The sequence below is a fragment of the Streptomyces sp. NPDC007088 genome (assembly GCF_042869355.1).
Taxonomy (GTDB): domain Bacteria; phylum Actinomycetota; class Actinomycetes; order Streptomycetales; family Streptomycetaceae; genus Streptomyces.
Genome location: NZ_JBIAFO010000007.1, coordinates 131,797 through 149,487, shown reverse-complemented (window position 1 = coordinate 149,487; position 17,691 = coordinate 131,797). Strand labels below are relative to the sequence as shown.

Genomic DNA, 17,691 nt, shown 5'->3' with positions numbered 1-17,691 from the left:
AAGACACTGTTAGCCTTGCCTTACTTCGGGCTGGTGGCTTCGGGCCGGTGGAGCCCCCGGGAGCCAGGGGCCGAACCCGCGAGCGGGCCCACGAGCACGTTCGGGGACAGGCCCGTGAGCGAGGGTGAGAGACAGTGCGTGAGCGGATGACAGGCGTCCGGGCGGTGCGGCGGTGAGCGGCACGCCCCTCGTGCGGCGCGACCCTCCGCGCCCCGCCGGCCACGGCGCGGAGGCGGAGAAGTCCCGTACCGCGCGCGGCCGGGGCGCTCTCGTGCTCGGGCTGCTCGGCTGCCTGTTCGTGCTCCTCCTCGCCGTCGCGGCCAGCCTGCTCATCGGCTCCGGCCAGGTCGGTTTCGGTGACGTCGTCCACGCCGTGTTCGACCGGGACCCGGCCGACAAGGGGCAGCTCGTCGTCCACGAGGTGCGGGTGCCCCGGACCGTCGTCGGACTGCTCGCCGGGGTCGGGCTCGGGCTCGCGGGGACCGTCATGCAGGGCGTCGCGCGCAACCCGCTCGCCGACCCGACCCTGCTCGGCGTCAACGCGGGCGCCTCGCTGTCCGTCGTCCTCGCCATCAGCGTCGTCGGGCTCACCTCCTCCTCCCAGTACATCTGGTTCGGTTTCCTCGGCGCGCTGCTCGCCGCGCTCCTCGTGTACGGCGTCGGCTCGCTCGGCCGGGAGGGCGCCACCCCCGTCAAACTCGCCCTCGCGGGCACCGCGACCACCGCCGTGCTCCAGGCGCTCACCAACGCCGTCCTGCTCAGGGACCGGCAGAGCTACGACCAGTTCCGGTTCTGGCAGGTCGGCTCGCTCAGCGCGCGGGACGGGGCCGTGCTGTGGCAGGCGCTCCCGTTCGTCGTGGCCGGCGGAGTGCTCGCCCTGCTGCTCGGCCCGCAGCTCAACGCGCTGTCGCTCGGGGACGACGTCGCGCGCGGCCTCGGCCAGCGCGTCGGCCTCGTGCGGGCCGGTTCCGCCGCCGCCGTCGTCCTGCTGTGCGGGGCCTCCGTGGCGGTCGCCGGGCCCATCGGCTTCCTCGGGCTCGCCGTACCGCACGTCGCGCGCCTGTTCACCGGCCCCGACTACCGCTGGGTGCTGCCGTACAGCGCGGTCCTCGCGCCCACCGTGCTGCTGCTCGCCGACATCCTCGGCCGGGTCGTCGCCCGGCCCGGGGAGGTGCAGGTCGGCGTGATCACGGCGGGCCTGGGCTGCGTCCCGTTCATCTGGCTGGTCCGGCGCAGGAAGCTGGTGGAACTGTGAGCGCGCCCGCCCCCGCCCCCGTCTCCACGGAGGAGGCCGGCGCCCGGACCGAGGCGGCGGTGCGCGCCGTCCACGGCGTACGGCGGCGCGGACGGGTCCGGTCCCTGTGGGTCGGCGGTGTCCTGCTCCTCGCGGTCCTCGCGATGCTGTGCGTGTCGGTCAGCGTCGGCGACTACGTCCTTCCGCTGCGCGAGGTCGTGTCGACCCTGCTCGGTGGCGGCGACGCCGGCTCGCACTTCGTCGTGGTGGAACTGCGGCTGCCGAGAGCACTGCTCGCGATTCTCGTCGGAGCGGGCTTCGGGACGGCCGGGGCGCTGTTCCAGACCCTGCTGCGCAACCCGCTCGCGAGCCCCGACGTCATCGGCATCAGCGCCGGCGCGAGCGCCGCCGCCGTCCTCGGCTCGCTGGTCCTCGGGCTCAGCGGGACCGCCCTGTCCGGCAGCGCCCTGGCCGGTGCCCTCGTCGCCGGGGCCGCGATCTACCTGCTGGCCTGGCGCGAGGGCGTGGTCGGCTCGCGGCTCGTCCTCGTCGGCGTCGGTCTCGGCGCCGGGCTGGTCAGCGTCATCTCGTACGTCATGACGCGCTCCGACGTCCGCGAGGCGCAGGAGGCGTTCCTGTGGCTGACCGGAAGCCTCAACGGGCGGTCCTGGACGCAGGTGTGGCCGCTGCTGGGCGCGCTCGCCGTGCTCCTGCCCGTCGCGCTGCTGCTCGCGCGCTCCCTGCCCGTACTGCAACTCGGCGACGACGCGGCCGCGGGGCTCGGCAGCCGGGTGGGGCGCGAGCGGCTGCTGCTGCTCGCGTGCGGTACGGCGCTCGCGGGCGTCGCGACGGCCGCCGCCGGGCCGGTGGGTTTCGTCGCCTTCGTGTCGGCGCCCGTCGCGCGCGCCCTGCTGCCGGGGCGCGGCGCGGTCCTGCCGCACTCTGCGCTGACCGGGGCGCTGCTCGTCCTGCTCGCCGACTTCGCCGCCCAGCACGCGCTGCCCGGGGTGCAACTGCCGGTCGGTGTCGTCACGAGCATCGTCGGCGCGCCGTACCTGCTGTGGCTGCTGGCCCGCACCAACCGGGTGGGGCGCGGCGGATGAGCGCGCGTGCGGCGGAACGCGGAGACAGGGACACAGGGACCCGGGCACACGGGCAGGGTCGACGAGGCGAGGAGCGCCGCCGGTGAAAGCGGAACACACCACCCCGGACGAGGGCGCGGCCCCCGGCGGTACCGGGAACGCCCCCGGGCACCTGCTGGAGACGCGGGACCTGCGGCTCGGCTACGACGGGCGGGAGATCGTCCCCGGGCTGAGCGTGCGCATCCCGCCGGGCGGCTTCACGGTGATCGTCGGCCCCAACGCGTGCGGGAAGTCGACGCTGCTGCGGTCCATGGCCCGGCTGCTGCCGCCGCTGTCGGGCGCGGTGCTGCTGGACGGCCGTTCGGTGCGCGAGATGCCGACCAAGGAGGTCGCCGCCGTGCTCGGCATCCTCCCGCAGGGACCGAGCGCGCCCGAGGGCATCACCGTCGCCGACCTCGTGGGCCGGGGCCGCTACCCGCACCAGGGCTTCTTCCGCCGGTGGACGGCCGAGGACGACCGGGCGGTCGCCGAGGCGCTGCTCTCCACCGACGTGCTCGACCTCGCGGACCGGCCCGTGGACGAACTCTCCGGCGGGCAGCGCCAGCGCGTGTGGATCGCGATGGCCCTGTCGCAGCGCACGGACATCCTGCTGCTCGACGAGCCGACGACCTTCCTCGACCTCAGCCACCAGCTCGACGTCCTCGACCTGCTCACCGACCTCAACCGGGAGCGGGGCGTGACCATGGTCGCCGTCCTGCACGAGCTGAACCTCGCGTGCCGCTACGCCGACCACCTCATCGCCATGGCGAACGGCCGGATCGTCGCGGAGGGGGCGCCCAACGACATCGTGACGCGGGAACTGGTCACCGAGGTCTTCGGGATGCGCTGCTCCGTGGTGCCCGACCCGGCGTCCGGCACCCCCATGGTCGTACCGCTGGGACGCCACCATGTGACGGAGTCGACGGCCGCCTGAGCCCGACCCCGGTTCCGGGGAGAATTAGGGGAGGCTAACCTAAGCGGTATGAACCATTCCTCCGCCTCGGACGCCTCCGGGCAGCGCACCCCCCGCCGTACCCGCCGTCGTACCCCGGTCCTGATGTCCGCGGGGGTCGCCGCTCTGCTGGTCGCCCTCGCGGCCTGCGGCTCCTCCGACGACGGGGACAAGGACACGTCCTCGGGCTCCGGTGGCGGTTCCAAGGCGGCGGCGGGGGCCTTCCCCGCCAAGGTCGACACCAAGTTCGGTGAGATATCCGTCGACAAGCGGCCCCAGCGCGTCGTGGCGCTCGGCTGGGGCGACGCGGAGACCGCGCTCGCCCTCGGCGTGCAGCCGGTCGGCGCGAGCGACTGGCTGCCCTTCGGCGGCGACGGGGTCGGCCCCTGGGCCAAGGGCATGTACGACCAGAAGCCGCAGCTGATCGGCACGCTGGAGCCCGAGTTCGAGAAGATCGCCGAGCTGAAGCCGGACCTGATCCTCGACACGAAGTCGAGCGGCGACAAGACCCGCTACGAGACGCTCAGCAAGATCGCGCCGACCGTCGACGTCCCCAAGGGCGGCGACCAGTACAAGATCTCCTGGAAGAAGCAGACCGAGATGGTCTCGGCCGCGCTCGGCCTGAAGGACAAGGGCGACCAGCTCATCAAGCGGACGGAGGACAAGTTCGCCGCCGTCCGCGAGGAGCACCCCGAGTTCAAGGGCAAGACGATCACGCTGGGCTCGCGCACCTCGGACGGCTACGGCGCCTACGTGCACGGCACCGGCCGCACCGACTTCGTCGAGCGTCTCGGCTTCACGAACAACCCGAAGGTCGAGGCCAAGGCGGGCGCCGGGTTCTCCGTCGGCATCTCCAAGGAGAACCTGGACCTGCTCAACTCCGACCTGACCGTCATGACGGCGATCGGCGTGCCGGACAAGACCATCGAGAACGACCCGCTGTACAAGGCGGTCCCCTCGGTCAAGGCCGGCCACTCCCTGATCTTCGACGAGAAGTCCAGCCAGGCGTTCGCGACCGACTCGGTGCTCTCCGTCCAGTACGCGCTGGACCACGTGGTGCCGCAGCTCGCCGCGAAGCTGAAGTAGACCAGGAGTCCCGCCAGGGACAAGGGCCGCCGGGTACGCCCGGCGGCCCTTCGCGTTGCGGCGGCGGCGTCGGCGTCGGCCGCCGGGACGGTGGTTGACTGCCGTCCGCCGCGACGGTGGTTGACCGCCGGCCGTCGTTACGCCTGCGGCTTCAGGGCGCGACGGGCCGCTCAAGCGGTGACGGGCGCCGGGCCCGCCCGTACCGGTGGATTGGACCCCAAATCCCCCTGGGGCGAGGGGCGTGGCCTCCTCGGGCCCTGCGCGCCGCCATCCGCTCCCGTTAGGCTCGGGCCCTGCTCTCGTCACCCCGCCGGTCCCGTCCACCCCACAGGAATCCCGTCATGGCTCGCACGTCGTCCCGCACCCCGGCCTCCAGGGGCCCCGTTCCGCCGCGGCGTCGCCGTACCTTCGGTGACGTGCTCAAGGCGTTGCTGGCCTTCGTGGCGCTGCTCGCGCTGGTCGTGGGGGTGCCGTTCGCGCTGCTCGCGTACGCCGGTTCGCCGTTCCCCTCGGGGGCGCCGTCCACGGACTGGCTGCGACGGGACATCGACGTCGACACCTTCCTCGGCATCCTCACCGTCGTCGTGTGGATAGCCTGGGCGCAGTTCGCCGCCTGCGTCCTCGTCGAGGTCAGGGCCGCCGTCTCCGGGGTCGGGCTGCCCTCGCGGGTACCGGGGGCCGGGGGGAGCCAGCTGCTCGCCCGGCAACTCGTCGCCGCGGTCCTGCTGCTGGGCGCCACCGCCGCGAGTTTCGCGCCGGGCGTCTCGCAGTTGGGGCAGCAGCAGTACGACGAGAACCACCGGCCGCCCGTCGCCGCCGCGCAGCAGACCCCCGGCGGGCTGCTCGGGCAGAGCCGGGACACCGCGAGCGCGGTCGCCGAACAGGCGGCCCAGCAGGCCGCGGCGGCCCAACAGGGCCGGAACGCCGGGGAGTCGGCGCACCGGGACACGAAGTTCTACCGGATTCAGCCGCCCGAGGGCCGCCACCACGACTCGCTGTGGGAGATCGCGCAGCGCCACCTGGACGACGGGCGCCGCTACAAGGAGATCTACGCCCTCAACAAGGACCGTGTGCAGCCCGACGGTTCGAAGCTGTCCGAGGCGAGCCTCATCCGGCCCGGCTGGATCATGGAGATGCCCGCCGACGCGCACGGCGGGGAACTGGTCGAGCTGCCCGACGACGCGCCGAAGGTCTCCGAGGAGGTCCGGCAGCAGATCGGGGACTACGCGCGCACCGGCGAGGAGCACGGCGGCGCCGCCCGGCAGCAGCCCGCCCACGGCGAGCAGCGGGACGGCGCGGGGGACACCCGGACCGGGCAGTTCACCGTGCCCGCGCAGCGCCCGGCCGGCGAGAGCGGCCAGGACGGCGCGAGCGGCCAGGACGGCGCGCACGCCACCGCCGGGACCGGCTCCGCGCACTCCTTCGGGCTCCCCGAGGCGCTGCTCGGCGCCCCGCTGCTCGCCGCCGGGCTGCTCGGCGCGCTCGGCCGTCGCCGCCGGGCCGCCCTGTGGCAGTCCGCGATGGCGGTGGGCGGACGGCGCGGCATGGAACCGCCCACGCCCACCGGGGACGTCGCCGACGTCCAGGACGCGCTGCTCGTCGGCGCCGACCCGGAGGCCGTACGGCTCCTGGACCGCTCGCTGCGCTCCCTCGCCGCGGCGCTCGGCGCGCAGTCCCGGCCGCTGCCCGTCGTGTACGCGGCCTGGCTGAGCGAGGGCGATCTGCACCTCCAGCTCGCCCAGCCCGCCGGACAACCGCCCGCCCCCTGGCAGCTCGGGCAGGACCAGACCTTCTGGCGGCTCGCCCGCACCGACGCCGACCAGCTCGCCGCGGCCCCCGGGACGGAGGCGGAGGAGAACCCGGACGGCGCCGGACGGGACACCGCCGCGCCCTACCCGGGGCTCGTCGGCCTCGGCACCCTCGACGGCTCGCGGCTCCTGCTCAACCTGGAGGCCGTACCCGGGCTCGTCTCGCTCAGCGGCGCCCCCGAGGACCGGCAGGCCGTGTTCTCCTCGGTCGCCGCCGAACTCGCCACCAACGGCTGGTCCGACCGCATGACGATCACCCTCGTCGGCTTCGGCGCCGACCTGCTGCCGCTCGCCCCGTCCCGGCTGCGCCACCTCGACGACGTGGAGGCGCTCCTGGAGACGATGGAGGCCGAGACCCGGCAGCGGCGCGGCGCGCTCGGCACCGCCGGGGCCGACTCCGTACTCACCGGCCGCACCGGCCCCGCGCACAGCGCCCGTTGGGCCCCGCACCTCGTCCTGCTCGCCGCCGAACCGGACGCCGGGGAGGCCGCCCGGCTCGCCGAACTCGCCGTCGACGCCGCCCGCCTCGGCATCGGCTACCTCGTCGGCACCGACAGCGGTGAACTGCCCGGCGCCGCCTGGGAGATGGAGATCACCGCCGAGGGCAGGCTGCTCGCCCCGCTGCTCGGCCTGGAACTCGACGCGCAACGCGTGCCCGCCGCCCAGCACCGCGCGCTGGCCCGGCTGTTCGCCGAGGCGGGCGGCGAGGAGGACGGCGACGGACCCGACGGAGAGGGCCCCGACGGGCAGGGCGCCGGAGGCGCGGCCCCCCGCCCCCCGTTCCTCGTCGACATCAGCGAACAGGGACGGCCCGCCGTGTACGCGCGGCTCGTCGGCCCCTACGAACTCATCGGCCTGGACACCCCCGACGCCGAACGCGGCCCGCTGCTGCGCGAGGCCCTCGCCCTGCTCCTCCTGCACCGCGAGGGCGTCCACCCCCGCGTGCTGGCCTCCGCGCTGTGGCCGCGCGGGGTCACCGACGACGTGCGCGAGGCGATCCTCACCCGGCTGCGGGAATGGCTCGGCACCACGGAGGACGGCACCCCCCGGCTGCGCGCCGACGACACCGGCCGGCTCCTGCTCGACGCGTCCGTCGTCTCCGACCTCGACGTCCTGCGCTCCCTCTACCACCAGGCGACCGCGGGGGAGGGGGCACGCAACCGCGCGGTACGCGGCCGGCTGCTGACCGACGCGCTCGGCCTCGTACGCGGCCCGCTGCTCGCGGACCGCCCCGAGGGCCGCTACGGCTGGCTGAGCCACGAGATCATCGACGCCCAGCTCCCGCTGCTGGTAGCGGACATCGGCCTCGCCCTGTCCGCCTTCCACCTGGAGAAGGACCGCGCCGCCAAGGCCATCGAGGCGCTGGAGCGGGCCCTGTCCACCTCGCCGCTCGACGAACGCCTGTGGAACGAACTGCTGCGCGCCACCCACGCCACCGGCGACGAGGACCGGCTGCGCGCCCTGGCCGCCGACCTCGCCGCACGCGGCGGCGCCCGCGGACTGCCGCCGCGCACCGAGGCCCTGCTCGAAGAACTCCTGCCGGGCGGCGCCACCCCCACCGCCGGCACGGCGGGCTGAGCACGCGGACAAGCACGGAAACGGACCGGGCGGAAACGAACCAGATGGACGAACGGCTACGACCGACGGAACGGACGCGACCAACGGAACGGACGCGACGGACGCGACCGACGGAACGGACGCGACCGGCAGAACAGATGCCACGGACGGAACGGGCGCGACGGACGGAACGGGCGCGACGGACGGAACGACACCCGTGAGCCCCGGCGCCGCTCTCGACGCGACCCGGCTGACCCTCGTGCTGGGCGGGGCGCTGTGGGGCGCCCTCACCGGGGCCCTGCTGCCGCGCGCCGCGCACCGCTTCGCCGTACCGGCGGGGCAGGCGTGGGCGGTCGACTGCCCGAAGGGCCATCCGATACGGGGCTGGGCCGGGCCCGCCGTGTGCCCCGAGGAGTCCGGCGAACGGTACGGTCCCGCCGCCCCCGCGCTGTCCCTGGCCTGCGCCCTGGTGTGCGCCCTGCTCGCCGCCGCGACCGGGCCCCGGCCCGAACTCGGCGTGTGGCTGCTGCTCGCGCCCCTCGGCGTCCTGCTGTTCCGCACCGACCTGCGCGTACAGCGGCTGCCCGACCCGCTGACCCTCCCGGCCGCCGCCCTCGCCGCCCTGCTGCTGGGCGCCGCCGCGCTGCTGCCCGGACACGGCGGCTCCTGGACCGGGGCCCTGCTCGGCGGGGCGGCGCTCGCGGGCGGCTACTTCGTGATGTTCCTCGTCAGCCCGGCCGGGATGGGCTTCGGCGACGTCAAACTCGCCCTGTCCCTCGGTCTCGTCCTCGGCTGGTACGGCTGGGGAGTCCTGCTGCTCGGCACCTTCGCCGGATTCGTGCTCGCCGGGCTGTACGGGCTCGTCCTGGTCGCCCTGCGCAGGGCCGGACGGCGTACCGCGATCCCCTTCGGCCCGTTCCTGCTGGCCGGGGCCTTCCTGGGCCTCGCGACGGGGGCGCTCGCGGCCTGAGCCGCCCCGGGCCGCCCCTTCAGGCGCCGCTCACAGCTCGTAGGCCTCCCCCACCACGTCGTACGCGCCGCCGTCCACGTGCAGCGTCGTGCCGTTGATGTACGCCGACGCGGTGCCCGCCAGGAAGGTCACGACCCGCGCGTAGTCGGCGGGACGGCCGAGGCGGCCGGTGTCGTTGGGCGCGAGGTTCGCGACCAGATTCGGCTCGATCTCCTCCCAGGTCTCGCCCCAGCCCCTGCCGCGCCCCAGCTCGGTCAGCGTGCCGGTGAGTTCCGGGGTGAGGATTCCGTTCGGCGCGACCGCGTTGGAGGTCACGCCCGTCCCCCTCAGCTCGTGGGCCAGGGAGACGGCCAGGTTGTCGCGCGCCGCGTTCGAGGCGGCGTAGTGCGGCTGGATGCGTTCGGGCCGGTGCCCGCCGACGCTGCTGATCTGGATCACGCGTCCCCAGCCGCGCTCGCGCATCCCGGGCACCAGGCGCTGGACCATGCGGACCGCGGAGATCACGTTGACGTTGTAGAAGCCGGCCCACTGCGCGGCGGTGGCGGACTCCCAGCCGGCCGAGGGGTCGTAGACGCCGACGTTGTTGACGAGGACGTCCACCGGGCCCGCGGCCAGTGCCGCGGCGGCCACCGCGTCGGCGCCCTCGTCCGTACCGAGGTCGCCCAGGGCCACGTCGGCCCGGCCGCCGTCCTTCCTGACCGCCTCGGCCACCGCGTTCGTCCGCGCCTCGTCGCGGCCGTGGACGACCACGGCGGCGCCCTCCGCCGCGAGGTGCCGGACGATCTCCTCGCCCAGGCCCCCGCTCGATCCGGTGACCAGCGCCCGCCTGCCGCCGAGGTGCATGTCCATGGGAGGTCCTTCCGTGCTCCAGGGGGGGGCGGGACGCGCCCGTACGAGAGGTCCCGCGCGGTCCGGCGGCCGGGACGGCCGCCGCCCGTGAGACCCAAGGTGCTCCGGGAGAAATGGACCGGCAAGTCCAGGAACGCCGGACCGGGGGCCCGCGGCCCACGCGTCCGGGGCCGTGCCCGCGGACCGGCCGGCGCGCGACCGGGCCCGGACTGCCCGTTTCGTGCCCCCGCCCGGCGGCCCCACGGGGCTGGCGTAGGCTGAATCGGTCTTGTGGCGCACGCCGGAACACGGCGGGCCCGGTGAGACGAGGAAGCGACCGCCCCGAACCCGTAGGGAAAAGGTGACAGCCCGGTGACCGAGCAGACCGGCCTTCAGTCCGTCCTGGACCGTGCCGCCGCGGGCGGCCGGATCACCGCCGAGGAAGCGCTGGACCTCTACCGCTTCGCGCCGCTGCACGCCCTCGGCTCCACCGCCGACGCGATCCGCCGCCGCCGGTACGCCGGTACCGAGCACATCGCGACGTACATCATCGAGCGGAACATCAACTACACCAACGTGTGCGTCACGGCGTGCAAGTTCTGCGCCTTCTACGCGGCCCCCAAGGACACCGCGAAGGGCTGGAGCCGCGACCTCGACGACATCCTGCGCCGCTGCGCGGAGACCGTCGAACTGGGCGGCACGCAGATCATGTTCCAGGGCGGGCACCACCCCGACTACGGCGTCGAGTACTACGAGGAACACTTCGCCGCGATCAAGAAGGCGTTCCCGCAGCTCGTCATCCACTCCCTGGGCGCCTCCGAGATCGCCCACATGGCGAAGATCTCCGGGGTCGGCGCCGAGGAGGCCATCCGCCGCATCCACGCCGCCGGTCTCGACTCCTTCGCGGGCGCCGGGGCGGAACTCCTCCCGGCCCGCCCCCGCAAGGCGATCGCCCCGCTCAAGGAGTCCGGCGAGCGCTGGCTGGAGATCATGGAGACCGCCCACAACCTGGGCGTCGAGTCGACCGTCACGATGCTCATGGGCACCGGCGAGACCAACGCCGAACGCATCGAGCACCTGCGCATGATCCGGGACGTCCAGGACCGTACGGGCGGCTTCCGCGCCTTCATCCCGTACACCTACCAGGCCGAGAACAACCACCTCAAGGGCAAGACCCAGGCCACCATGTTCGAGTACCTGCGGATGATCGCCATCGCCCGCATCTACCTCGACAACGTCAACCACATCCAGGGTTCCTGGCTCACCACCGGCAAGGAGATCGGCCAGCTCTCCCTGCACTACGGCGCCGACGACCTCGGCTCGGTCATGCTGGAGGAGAACGTCGTCTCCTCGGCGGGGGCCAAGCACCGCTCCAACCGGCAGGAGCTGATCGACCTGATCCGCACCGCCGACCGCGTGCCCGCGCAGCGCACCACGACGTACGAGCACATCGTGGTCCACGAGGACCCGGCGAACGACCCGGTCGACGACCGCGTCGCCTCCCACATCTCCTCGACCGCCATCGCGGGCGGCACCGCGCACCCGGAGCTGAAGCTCCTGCCCACCACCTGAGCGGGCCGTGCTCACCCTGCACACGGCGGCCCGCGTGGCCACCGGCGACGGCGCCCTGATCGACCGGGGCGCCGTCGCCGTGTCCGGCGACCGGATCGTCCACATCGGCCCGCTCGCCGGGGCCCGCGCCCTGCATCCCGCCGCGCGGGTACGGGAGTGGCCCGGCCTGCTCGGCCCGGCCCGCGTCCACACGGGCCCGCTGCCCGTGGCGCCGAGCCCGCGCGAAATCGTCCACGCGCTGCTCAAGACCGGCGCGACCGCGGTCCTCGCCGACCGCGTCGGCGCGGACCCGGCGCTGCGCTCCGCCGCCGCCCGCGCCGACGTACGCCTCGTGGCGAGCGCCGTCCGGACGCCGCTCACCGTGGGGGCGCGGGCCGACTTCAGCGTGCTGGACGGTCCGGAGTGCGTGGCGACGGTGTGCGCGGGGCGACTGGTCCACCGGAGGCGCTGAACCGCCCGCCCGCCCCTCGCTCCTCGTCCCGGCCGCCGGCCGCCTCGCCCAGCCGCCGCTCCATCTCGCCGAGCCTGCGCGCGGTACGGCGGCGGGTGAACAGCACCAGCACCGCCATGCCCACGGTCGCGACCACCATGACGGCCACGAGGGACATGTCCCCGGACACCAGGCCCAGCACGGTGACCCCGGCGAACAGCACGACGAGGAAGACCAGGGCCGCCCACGCGCGCCGCCCGCCCAACTGCTCCACGCGCCGGGCCACGACGGCCGCGACCACGCGGCGCTCCTCCGGGTCACCCGGCACCTCGGTCCTGCGGATGTACCCGTCGGCCGCCCGCACCCGCTCGCTCGTGGTGCCCAACCGCTTGGCGTCGGAGCGCCACCGCAAGTGCGTGACCGCGTAACCGACGCCCGCGAGCCACAGCGCGTTGAAAGCCGCCTCGTAGACATTGCTGCCCATGAACAGCCGGAGGGCCAGGACCAGAACGAAGGCCAGCACCGCCCCCGCCACCGGCCCGGACAGCCACGACGTCCTCGACTTCTCTGCCATCTCCCCCACTTTCAGGACGGGTTGTGGGGAACCGGGTACCCCTCGAAGACAGCTGAACGCCACGGCGCGAGCCCGCGGCACGGCGAGGCCCCACCCGCCGTCGCCCGCGCGAGGCCCCCCGGTAACTCGGCGGCGGCCTCGGCGCGTTCCTCCGCCGACGCGTGCACCGGAAGGGCATGGAGCCCGTCCGGCACGACGAATTCCACCGGCGGTACGGTGCGGGCCACGCGCTCATCGATCAGCCGTTCGAGATCGCTCACCGGCCCGCGTCCTCAGCGGTGAGCCGGCTCACGAACTTGCCGGCGTCGCCGGTCTTCCAGTGCGTCCAGGAGCCGTCCGCGAACCGGACCCGGACGTCGGCCCCCCCCTTCGGAAAAGGTCATGCGTTCGGCTCCCGCCACACTCTCCCTGGGCAGATCCCACAGTTCCCGGGCCGGTGCCAGACGTCCTGTCCTAGGTACTCGGTGAAGGCGAGAGCGGTCCCGCCCTTCCAGGCGCCGCATTCGATTCGCTCCAAGTTGCTTATGCGCGAGGCCAGTTCACTCGCCAGCCCGCCCAGTTTCCTGGCCGGCTCCCGGGTGTCGGCCACGTCCCCGGGCGTCGGGTCCCAGCCGATGCGGGGAAAAGCAGGCCGACGCGCCATGTCACTCGCCCTTCTTCTTCGACTCCGGCTCGGCCGACGGGAGTTCCCTGGCCGGACGGCTCGACTCCTCGCCGCTCCGGCCGGTCGTCCGCACGGCATCGTGCGCGTGCGTGCCGATGCGCGGGACGCCACAGCGTCGGCGACCGCCGAACCCGTCTGTCGTCTCCATAAGTCAGCCCGCGCCGACGGCTGTGTCACCGGTGCCCCCCGGGGGGCGCCACGGCGCGTCCGTAGGACCGCTCACCGCGGAGGAGATCACGCGCGGTTCCACGAGGACCGTTCCGTACAGGCGTGGATCACTCATGCCCGCTGCGTGCCTCCCCCTGGCGGTCGTCGTCGGATGTCCGGCGCACGGGTGCGGCGCCGGAAGGGGCGACGACAACAGCGCGGGAGCGCGGACGCACGGGCGCGCGAATCCGCACGGGAGCGGTACGTCCTGGCGCGCGGAAGGTCTCCGCGCGGGATGGCCCGGCCGATGTCCGCCCCGCCGGGCGCTACCGGTGTCCCGCCAGCGCCCGTGCGAAGTCCCCCGGTTTTTGGGCGACGCCGGAGCACCGCTCCCGCGCCTCCTCGCGGACGACCGGTCCGGGGCACGGGCGGTCGCGGAAGGAGGCCCACATCGACAGGCCGCCGAGGCCGTTGTGTACGGCGAAGGCGCGCAGGCGGCGGGCGTCGGCGAGGGTGAAGGTCTCCGTCGTGACGTCGTTGACGCCCGGCATCGGCGTGAGCCGCAGCGTCCGCCACGCGGCCGTGGACGACAGGTCCAGCGCGGCCCGCAGTTGTCGTTGCGCCGAGCGTGCGGCGCGCTCGGCGTACTCGGCCATGGACCGCTCGGTGTACGCCTCCCCGTAGCTCATCACCATGAGGTTCACGGCCGTCACCCGGACGCCGTTCTCGTGCGCGCCGCGCAGGAGCGCGAGGGCGTCCGCGTCGAGGCCCTCCGGCATGACGGGCAGGGTGTAGGTGACCGCGCCGAGCGTCCCCTTCTCCTGGAGCCCGGCGACCGCCTCGTTCCGGCGCGCGTTCGCCGCCCGGTCCCGCAGCGCGCCGCCCTCCACGTCGAAGTCCGCGAGGCGGGTCCCGGCCGCGCGCAGTGCCCGGGTGTAGGCGGCGGCCAGCGACGGGGCGTCCTCGCACACGCGGGCCGGTTCGCTCCCGGCCTGCCCGCCGAAGGAGACGCGGACGTCCGCCCCGGCGCGCAGCTTCGCGATCCGCGCCCGTACCGCCGGATCGTCCACCGGTTCCGTACCGCCCCACACCGGGACGCAGTCCGCCCCGTCGGCCACCGCGAAGGCCAGGTTGTACGTGGAGGGGTCCGCCGTCCCGTCCAGCGGGCCCGGCTCCTCGGCGCTGACGTAGGGCGCCCAGTCCACGCCCCGGTGCCGGGGCGTGTCGTCGGTCCTGTCCCGTGCGGCCTCCCGCCCCGGGGGCGCGCAGGCGGTGGTCAGGGCGGCGAGGAGAGCGGCCACGAGGACGCGGCGCGGGGCGGGCGGGGAGGGGCGGCGCACGGGCGGACTCGCTCTCGGCGGGACGGGCCGCGCGGACTGGCCGGGGGCCCTTCGGGCTGTACGTCACGAATGTCCCATGCCGCGCCGCGCGGCGGGGCGGCTTCCGGGAATCCGGCCCGCCGCCCGGCCGGGAAGACCGCCGCCGGGCCGCCCCCGGGCCGGGCGGCGGCGGGCGCCTGCCACAATGACCGGGTGACGACACGCGCATCCCTGGACAAGCAGCCGCAAGAAGTCGCCTCCATGTTCGACGGCGTCGCGGAACGGTACGACCTCACCAATGACGTGCTGTCGTTCGGGCAGGCCCGCCTGTGGCGCAAGGAGGTCGCGAAGGCGGTCGACGCGCGCCCCGCGCAGAAGGTCCTGGACCTCGCGGCGGGCACCGCGACCTCCTCGCTGCCCTTCTCCCGCACCGGCGCCTACGTCGTGCCCTGCGACTTCTCGCTCGGCATGCTGAGGGTCGGCAAGGGCCGCCACCCGTGGATGCCGTTCACGGCCGGGGACGCGACGCGGCTGCCGTTCAAGGACGACACCTTCGACGCGGTCACCATCTCCTTCGGCCTGCGCAACGTCCAGGACACCCGGGCCGCGCTGCGCGAGCTGTACCGCGTGACCCGGCCCGGCGGACGCGTCGTCATCTGCGAGTTCTCGCAGCCGGTGTTCGGCCCGCTGCGCACCGTCTACAGCGAGTACCTGATGCGGGCGCTGCCGCCGGTGGCCCGCTCGGTGTCCTCCAACCCGGACGCCTACGTGTACCTCGCCGAGTCCATCCGCGCCTGGCCCGACCAGCCCGCCCTGGCCTCCCTGCTCCAGGACGCGGGCTGGTCGAAGGTCGCGTGGCGCAACCTGACGGGCGGCATCGTGGCCCTGCACCGGGGTTTCAAGCCGGCGGCCGAGCGCTGACGCCGAGGGCGCGTCAGCGTCAGCCCCTCGGCGCGGCCCCGCGCGGGACGGCGCCGTCCGGCCCGGCTCAGCTCAGGACGGCGGGCTCCTCCGTCCCGCCGTCCTCGTCCGGCTCGTTCGCCTCGCGGAGCATCCCGCCGCTGCCCGGCTCGGGCCGCAGCGGTTCGCGCACGCCGGAACCGCCCCCGTCCTCGCCGGGCCCGGCGTCGAACCACACGGTGACGACGGAGCCCTTGAGCACGACCGTGTCCGGCGCCGGGTACTGCCGTACGACGTAGGCGACCGGGTCCGGGGCCTCGGGCCGGTCCGGGGTCTCCGTCACGAGGCCGCGGGACTGGGACTGCTCCACGGCGTCCAGGCTCATCAGTCCGACGAGCCTCGGCACGAGGACGGTCTCCGGCGCATCGGGAATCTCCGCCGTCATGATCACTCCCAGGGACGCGGGTGGTACCGGGGACACCGGCCGTGACCGGTGTCCCGGGTGGGGACTGGTGAAGGGAGCGTTCCCCGGCCGGGCCCCCGCACCCCTGCCGATGACCGGGCCGGGTCAGAGAAGCAGCTCGAAGCGCTGCCCCGCCTCCCCCGTACGGGGCAGTACGAACTCCTCGGCGAGGGTCATGCCCAGGCGCCGGGCCACCTGAGCCGAGCGCAGGTTCTCGCTCTTGAGCACGGCGTGGACCACCGGCACCCCGGCCGCCCGCAGCCGCTCCAGGGTGATCCGCGCGGCGGCCGTCGCATGACCCCGCCCCCACGCGGGACGCGCGAGGCGCCAGCCGATCTCGACGCCGCCCACCGGGCCGAAGTCCTGGTGCGCCCACGGCTGGGCGCCCGTGAAGCCGAGGGCGCGCCCCTCCGCGTCGAGGACGGTCCAGAAGCAGTAGCCGAGTTCGGCGTCGTGTCTGCGCTGACGCGCGGTCAGCTCCTGGTAGACGGACAGCTCGGCGGGGCGCCCGCCGTGGAAGCGCATGACCTCGGGGTCGGCGAAGAGGGCGTGCCACACGTGCGCGTCCTCCTCGGTCGGCACCCGCAGCCCCACGACGGGCGCGGGACGGGTGCCCGGCTCCTGGTCAGGACGCGGGGACGGCGGGGCGGGGAAGGAGAGGGTCATTCCGGGCAGCCCTTCGGTTCGTGGGACGAGGCGCCTGAATAGACTGCCCATGTCCGGTGCCGCTCGGCACGTGATTTCAAGTCGTCGGGAGACAAGTCGTGGCCGAGGCCCTGTCCGAACGCAGCGCAGACGTGATCGTGGTCGGGGCCGGACCCGCCGGTTCCACCACCGCGTACTACCTCGCGAAGGCGGGACTCGACGTCCTGCTCCTGGAGAAGACCGCGTTCCCCCGCGAGAAGGTGTGCGGCGACGGCCTCACCCCGCGCGCCACGAAACAGCTCATCTCCATGGGGATCGACATCTCCGAGGAGGCCGGCTGGCTGCGCAACAAGGGCCTGCGCATCATCGCGGGCGGCAACCGGCTCCAGCTGGACTGGCCGGAACTCGCCTCCTACCCGGACTACGGACTCGTCCGCAAGCGCGACGACTTCGACGAGCAACTGGCCCGCCAGGCGCAGAAGGCGGGCGCCCGCCTGTACGAGCGCTGCAACGTCGGTACGGCGATCACCGACCCCCGTACCGGCCACATCACCGGGGTCAACGCGAAGCTCGGCGAGGAGAAGACCGAGGTCACCTTCCACGCCCCGCTCGTCGTCGCCGCCGACGGCAACTCGACGCGGCTGTCCCTCAACATGGGCCTGCACCGCCGCGAGGACCGCCCGATGGGCGTCGCGGTGCGCACGTACTTCACCTCCCCGCGCCACGACGACGACTACCTGGAGTCCTGGCTGGAGCTGTGGGACCGGCGCGGCCCCGGCGAGGACCGCCTGCTGCCCGGCTACGGCTGGATCTTCGGCATGGGCGACGGCACGTCCAACGTGGGCCTCGGCGTCCTCAACACCTCCTCCTCCTTCAAGGAACTGGACTGGCGCGAGGTACTCAAGGCGTGGTGCGCCTCGATGCCGGAGGACTGGGGCTACACCCCCGAGAACATGACGATGCCGATCCGTGGCGCGGCCCTCCCGATGGCCTTCAACCGCCAGCCGCACTACACCAAGGGCCTGCTCCTGGTCGGTGACGCGGGCGGCCTCGTGAACCCGTTCAACGGCGAGGGCATCGCGTACGCCATGGAGTCCGGGCAGATCGCCGCCGACGTCATCGTCCAGGCGCACGGCCGCCGCACCCCCGCCCAGCGCGAGTTGACCCTCCAGCGCTACCCGAAGGTCCTCAAGGACACCTTCGGCGGCTACTACACGCTGGGCCGCGCCTTCGTGAAGCTCATCGGCAACCCGAAGATCATGAAGCTCGCGACGGAACGGGGCCTCACCCACCCGGTCCTGATGAAGTTCACCCTGAAGCTGCTCGCGAACCTGACCGACCCGACCCACGGCGACGCGATGGACCGCGTCATCAACGGGCTGAGCAAGGTCGCGCCGAAGGCCTGAGGTCCGCCGCCGTGC

The 17,691-nt window shown here is 74.1% G+C and carries 17 protein-coding genes; 10 read left to right on the top strand and 7 right to left on the bottom strand.

Annotated elements, in window-relative coordinates:
• Positions 1–172: 172 nt before the first annotated feature.
• The 6 genes from ACFYMP_RS13630 (at position 173) to ACFYMP_RS13605 (ending at position 8,728) form a co-directional block, all read left to right on the top strand.
• Positions 173–1,255 (top strand): FecCD family ABC transporter permease, encoded by a 1,083-nt coding sequence (locus ACFYMP_RS13630; protein WP_388855536.1) that lies wholly within the window; start codon positions 173–175, stop codon positions 1,253–1,255.
• Positions 1,252–2,337, top strand: coding sequence for a FecCD family ABC transporter permease (locus ACFYMP_RS13625; protein WP_388855533.1), 1,086 nt, complete (start codon positions 1,252–1,254; stop codon positions 2,335–2,337). Before ACFYMP_RS13630 ends, ACFYMP_RS13625 begins: the two co-directional genes overlap by 4 nt.
• A 151-nt stretch (positions 2,338–2,488) precedes the next feature.
• Positions 2,489–3,289, top strand: a complete 801-nt coding sequence (locus tag ACFYMP_RS13620) for an ABC transporter ATP-binding protein (protein ID WP_388856028.1) — start codon at positions 2,489–2,491, stop codon at positions 3,287–3,289.
• A 48-nt stretch (positions 3,290–3,337) separates the two neighbouring features.
• The gene (locus ACFYMP_RS13615; RefSeq protein ID WP_388855530.1) at positions 3,338–4,393 is read left to right on the top strand and encodes an iron-siderophore ABC transporter substrate-binding protein; all 1,056 of its coding nucleotides are present in this window, start codon (positions 3,338–3,340) and stop codon (positions 4,391–4,393) included.
• A 341-nt stretch (positions 4,394–4,734) separates the two neighbouring features.
• Positions 4,735–7,779: a BTAD domain-containing putative transcriptional regulator gene (locus ACFYMP_RS13610; protein ID WP_388855527.1), complete on the top strand. Its 3,045-nt coding sequence runs from the start codon at positions 4,735–4,737 to the stop codon at positions 7,777–7,779.
• A 196-nt stretch (positions 7,780–7,975) separates the two neighbouring features.
• The gene (locus tag ACFYMP_RS13605; protein ID WP_388855524.1) at positions 7,976–8,728 is read left to right on the top strand and encodes a prepilin peptidase; all 753 of its coding nucleotides are present in this window, start codon (positions 7,976–7,978) and stop codon (positions 8,726–8,728) included.
• Positions 8,729–8,758: 30 nt separating this feature from the next.
• Here the strand turns inward: ACFYMP_RS13605 and ACFYMP_RS13600 are convergent, their stop codons facing one another.
• Complete coding sequence (locus tag ACFYMP_RS13600; protein WP_388855521.1) at positions 8,759–9,577, bottom strand: SDR family NAD(P)-dependent oxidoreductase; 819 nt, start codon at positions 9,575–9,577, stop codon at positions 8,759–8,761.
• A 351-nt stretch (positions 9,578–9,928) separates the two neighbouring features.
• Here ACFYMP_RS13600 and mqnC point away from each other — a divergent pair, with 351 nt between their 5' ends.
• Positions 9,929–11,128 (top strand): cyclic dehypoxanthinyl futalosine synthase, encoded by a 1,200-nt coding sequence (gene mqnC / locus ACFYMP_RS13595; RefSeq protein ID WP_388855518.1) that lies wholly within the window; start codon positions 9,929–9,931, stop codon positions 11,126–11,128.
• Between the two features lie 7 nt (positions 11,129–11,135).
• On the top strand, positions 11,136–11,579 hold the full coding sequence (locus ACFYMP_RS13590; protein ID WP_388855514.1) for a hypothetical protein: 444 nt from the start codon (positions 11,136–11,138) through the stop codon (positions 11,577–11,579).
• Here ACFYMP_RS13590 and ACFYMP_RS13585 read toward each other — a convergent pair.
• The 4 genes from ACFYMP_RS13585 to ACFYMP_RS13570 all read right to left on the bottom strand — a co-directional run bounded on the left by ACFYMP_RS13585 (position 11,509) and on the right by ACFYMP_RS13570 (position 14,283).
• On the bottom strand, positions 11,509–12,132 hold the full coding sequence (locus ACFYMP_RS13585) for a hypothetical protein (protein ID WP_388855511.1): 624 nt from the start codon (positions 12,130–12,132) through the stop codon (positions 11,509–11,511). The two genes, ACFYMP_RS13590 and ACFYMP_RS13585, sit on opposite strands and share 71 nt — an antisense overlap.
• An 11-nt stretch (positions 12,133–12,143) precedes the next feature.
• Positions 12,144–12,392, bottom strand: coding sequence for a hypothetical protein (locus tag ACFYMP_RS13580; protein WP_388855508.1), 249 nt, complete (start codon positions 12,390–12,392; stop codon positions 12,144–12,146).
• Between the two features lie 384 nt (positions 12,393–12,776).
• On the bottom strand, positions 12,777–12,944 hold the full coding sequence (locus tag ACFYMP_RS13575; protein ID WP_388855505.1) for a hypothetical protein: 168 nt from the start codon (positions 12,942–12,944) through the stop codon (positions 12,777–12,779).
• A gap of 325 nt (positions 12,945–13,269) precedes the next feature.
• A complete protein-coding gene (locus ACFYMP_RS13570) occupies positions 13,270–14,283 on the bottom strand; it encodes a chitinase (protein WP_388855502.1) in 1,014 nt (337 codons plus the stop codon).
• Between the two features lie 192 nt (positions 14,284–14,475).
• Here ACFYMP_RS13570 and ACFYMP_RS13565 point away from each other — a divergent pair, with 192 nt between their 5' ends.
• Positions 14,476–15,183, top strand: coding sequence for a demethylmenaquinone methyltransferase (locus tag ACFYMP_RS13565; protein WP_388855499.1), 708 nt, complete (start codon positions 14,476–14,478; stop codon positions 15,181–15,183).
• Positions 15,184–15,250: 67 nt separating this feature from the next.
• Here ACFYMP_RS13565 and ACFYMP_RS13560 read toward each other — a convergent pair whose 3' ends face one another.
• Both ACFYMP_RS13560 and ACFYMP_RS13555 read right to left on the bottom strand, forming a co-directional pair.
• Positions 15,251–15,607, bottom strand: coding sequence for a PASTA domain-containing protein (locus tag ACFYMP_RS13560; RefSeq protein ID WP_388855496.1), 357 nt, complete (start codon positions 15,605–15,607; stop codon positions 15,251–15,253).
• Positions 15,608–15,730: 123 nt separating this feature from the next.
• The gene (locus tag ACFYMP_RS13555; protein WP_388855493.1) at positions 15,731–16,291 is read right to left on the bottom strand and encodes a GNAT family N-acetyltransferase; all 561 of its coding nucleotides are present in this window, start codon (positions 16,289–16,291) and stop codon (positions 15,731–15,733) included.
• A gap of 98 nt (positions 16,292–16,389) precedes the next feature.
• Between ACFYMP_RS13555 and ACFYMP_RS13550 the strand changes: the two genes are divergently transcribed.
• The gene (locus tag ACFYMP_RS13550) at positions 16,390–17,676 is read left to right on the top strand and encodes a geranylgeranyl reductase family protein (protein ID WP_388855490.1); all 1,287 of its coding nucleotides are present in this window, start codon (positions 16,390–16,392) and stop codon (positions 17,674–17,676) included.
• The last annotated feature ends 15 nt before the right edge of the window (positions 17,677–17,691 follow it).

Bases quoted from the DNA above. Each gene is read 5' to 3' on its own strand.
- ACFYMP_RS13610 (WP_388855527.1), top strand. From the start codon at position 4,735: ATGGCTCGCACGTCGTCCCGCACCCCGGCCTCCAGGGGCCCCGTTCCG.
- ACFYMP_RS13555 (WP_388855493.1), bottom strand. From the start codon at position 16,291: ATGACCCTCTCCTTCCCCGCCCCGCCGTCCCCGCGTCCTGACCAGGAG.
- ACFYMP_RS13615 (WP_388855530.1), top strand. From the start codon at position 3,338: ATGAACCATTCCTCCGCCTCGGACGCCTCCGGGCAGCGCACCCCCCGC.
- ACFYMP_RS13600 (WP_388855521.1), bottom strand. From the start codon at position 9,577: ATGGACATGCACCTCGGCGGCAGGCGGGCGCTGGTCACCGGATCGAGC.
- ACFYMP_RS13575 (WP_388855505.1), bottom strand. From the start codon at position 12,944: ATGGAGACGACAGACGGGTTCGGCGGTCGCCGACGCTGTGGCGTCCCG.
- ACFYMP_RS13585 (WP_388855511.1), bottom strand. From the start codon at position 12,132: ATGGCAGAGAAGTCGAGGACGTCGTGGCTGTCCGGGCCGGTGGCGGGG.
- ACFYMP_RS13560 (WP_388855496.1), bottom strand. From the start codon at position 15,607: ATGACGGCGGAGATTCCCGATGCGCCGGAGACCGTCCTCGTGCCGAGG.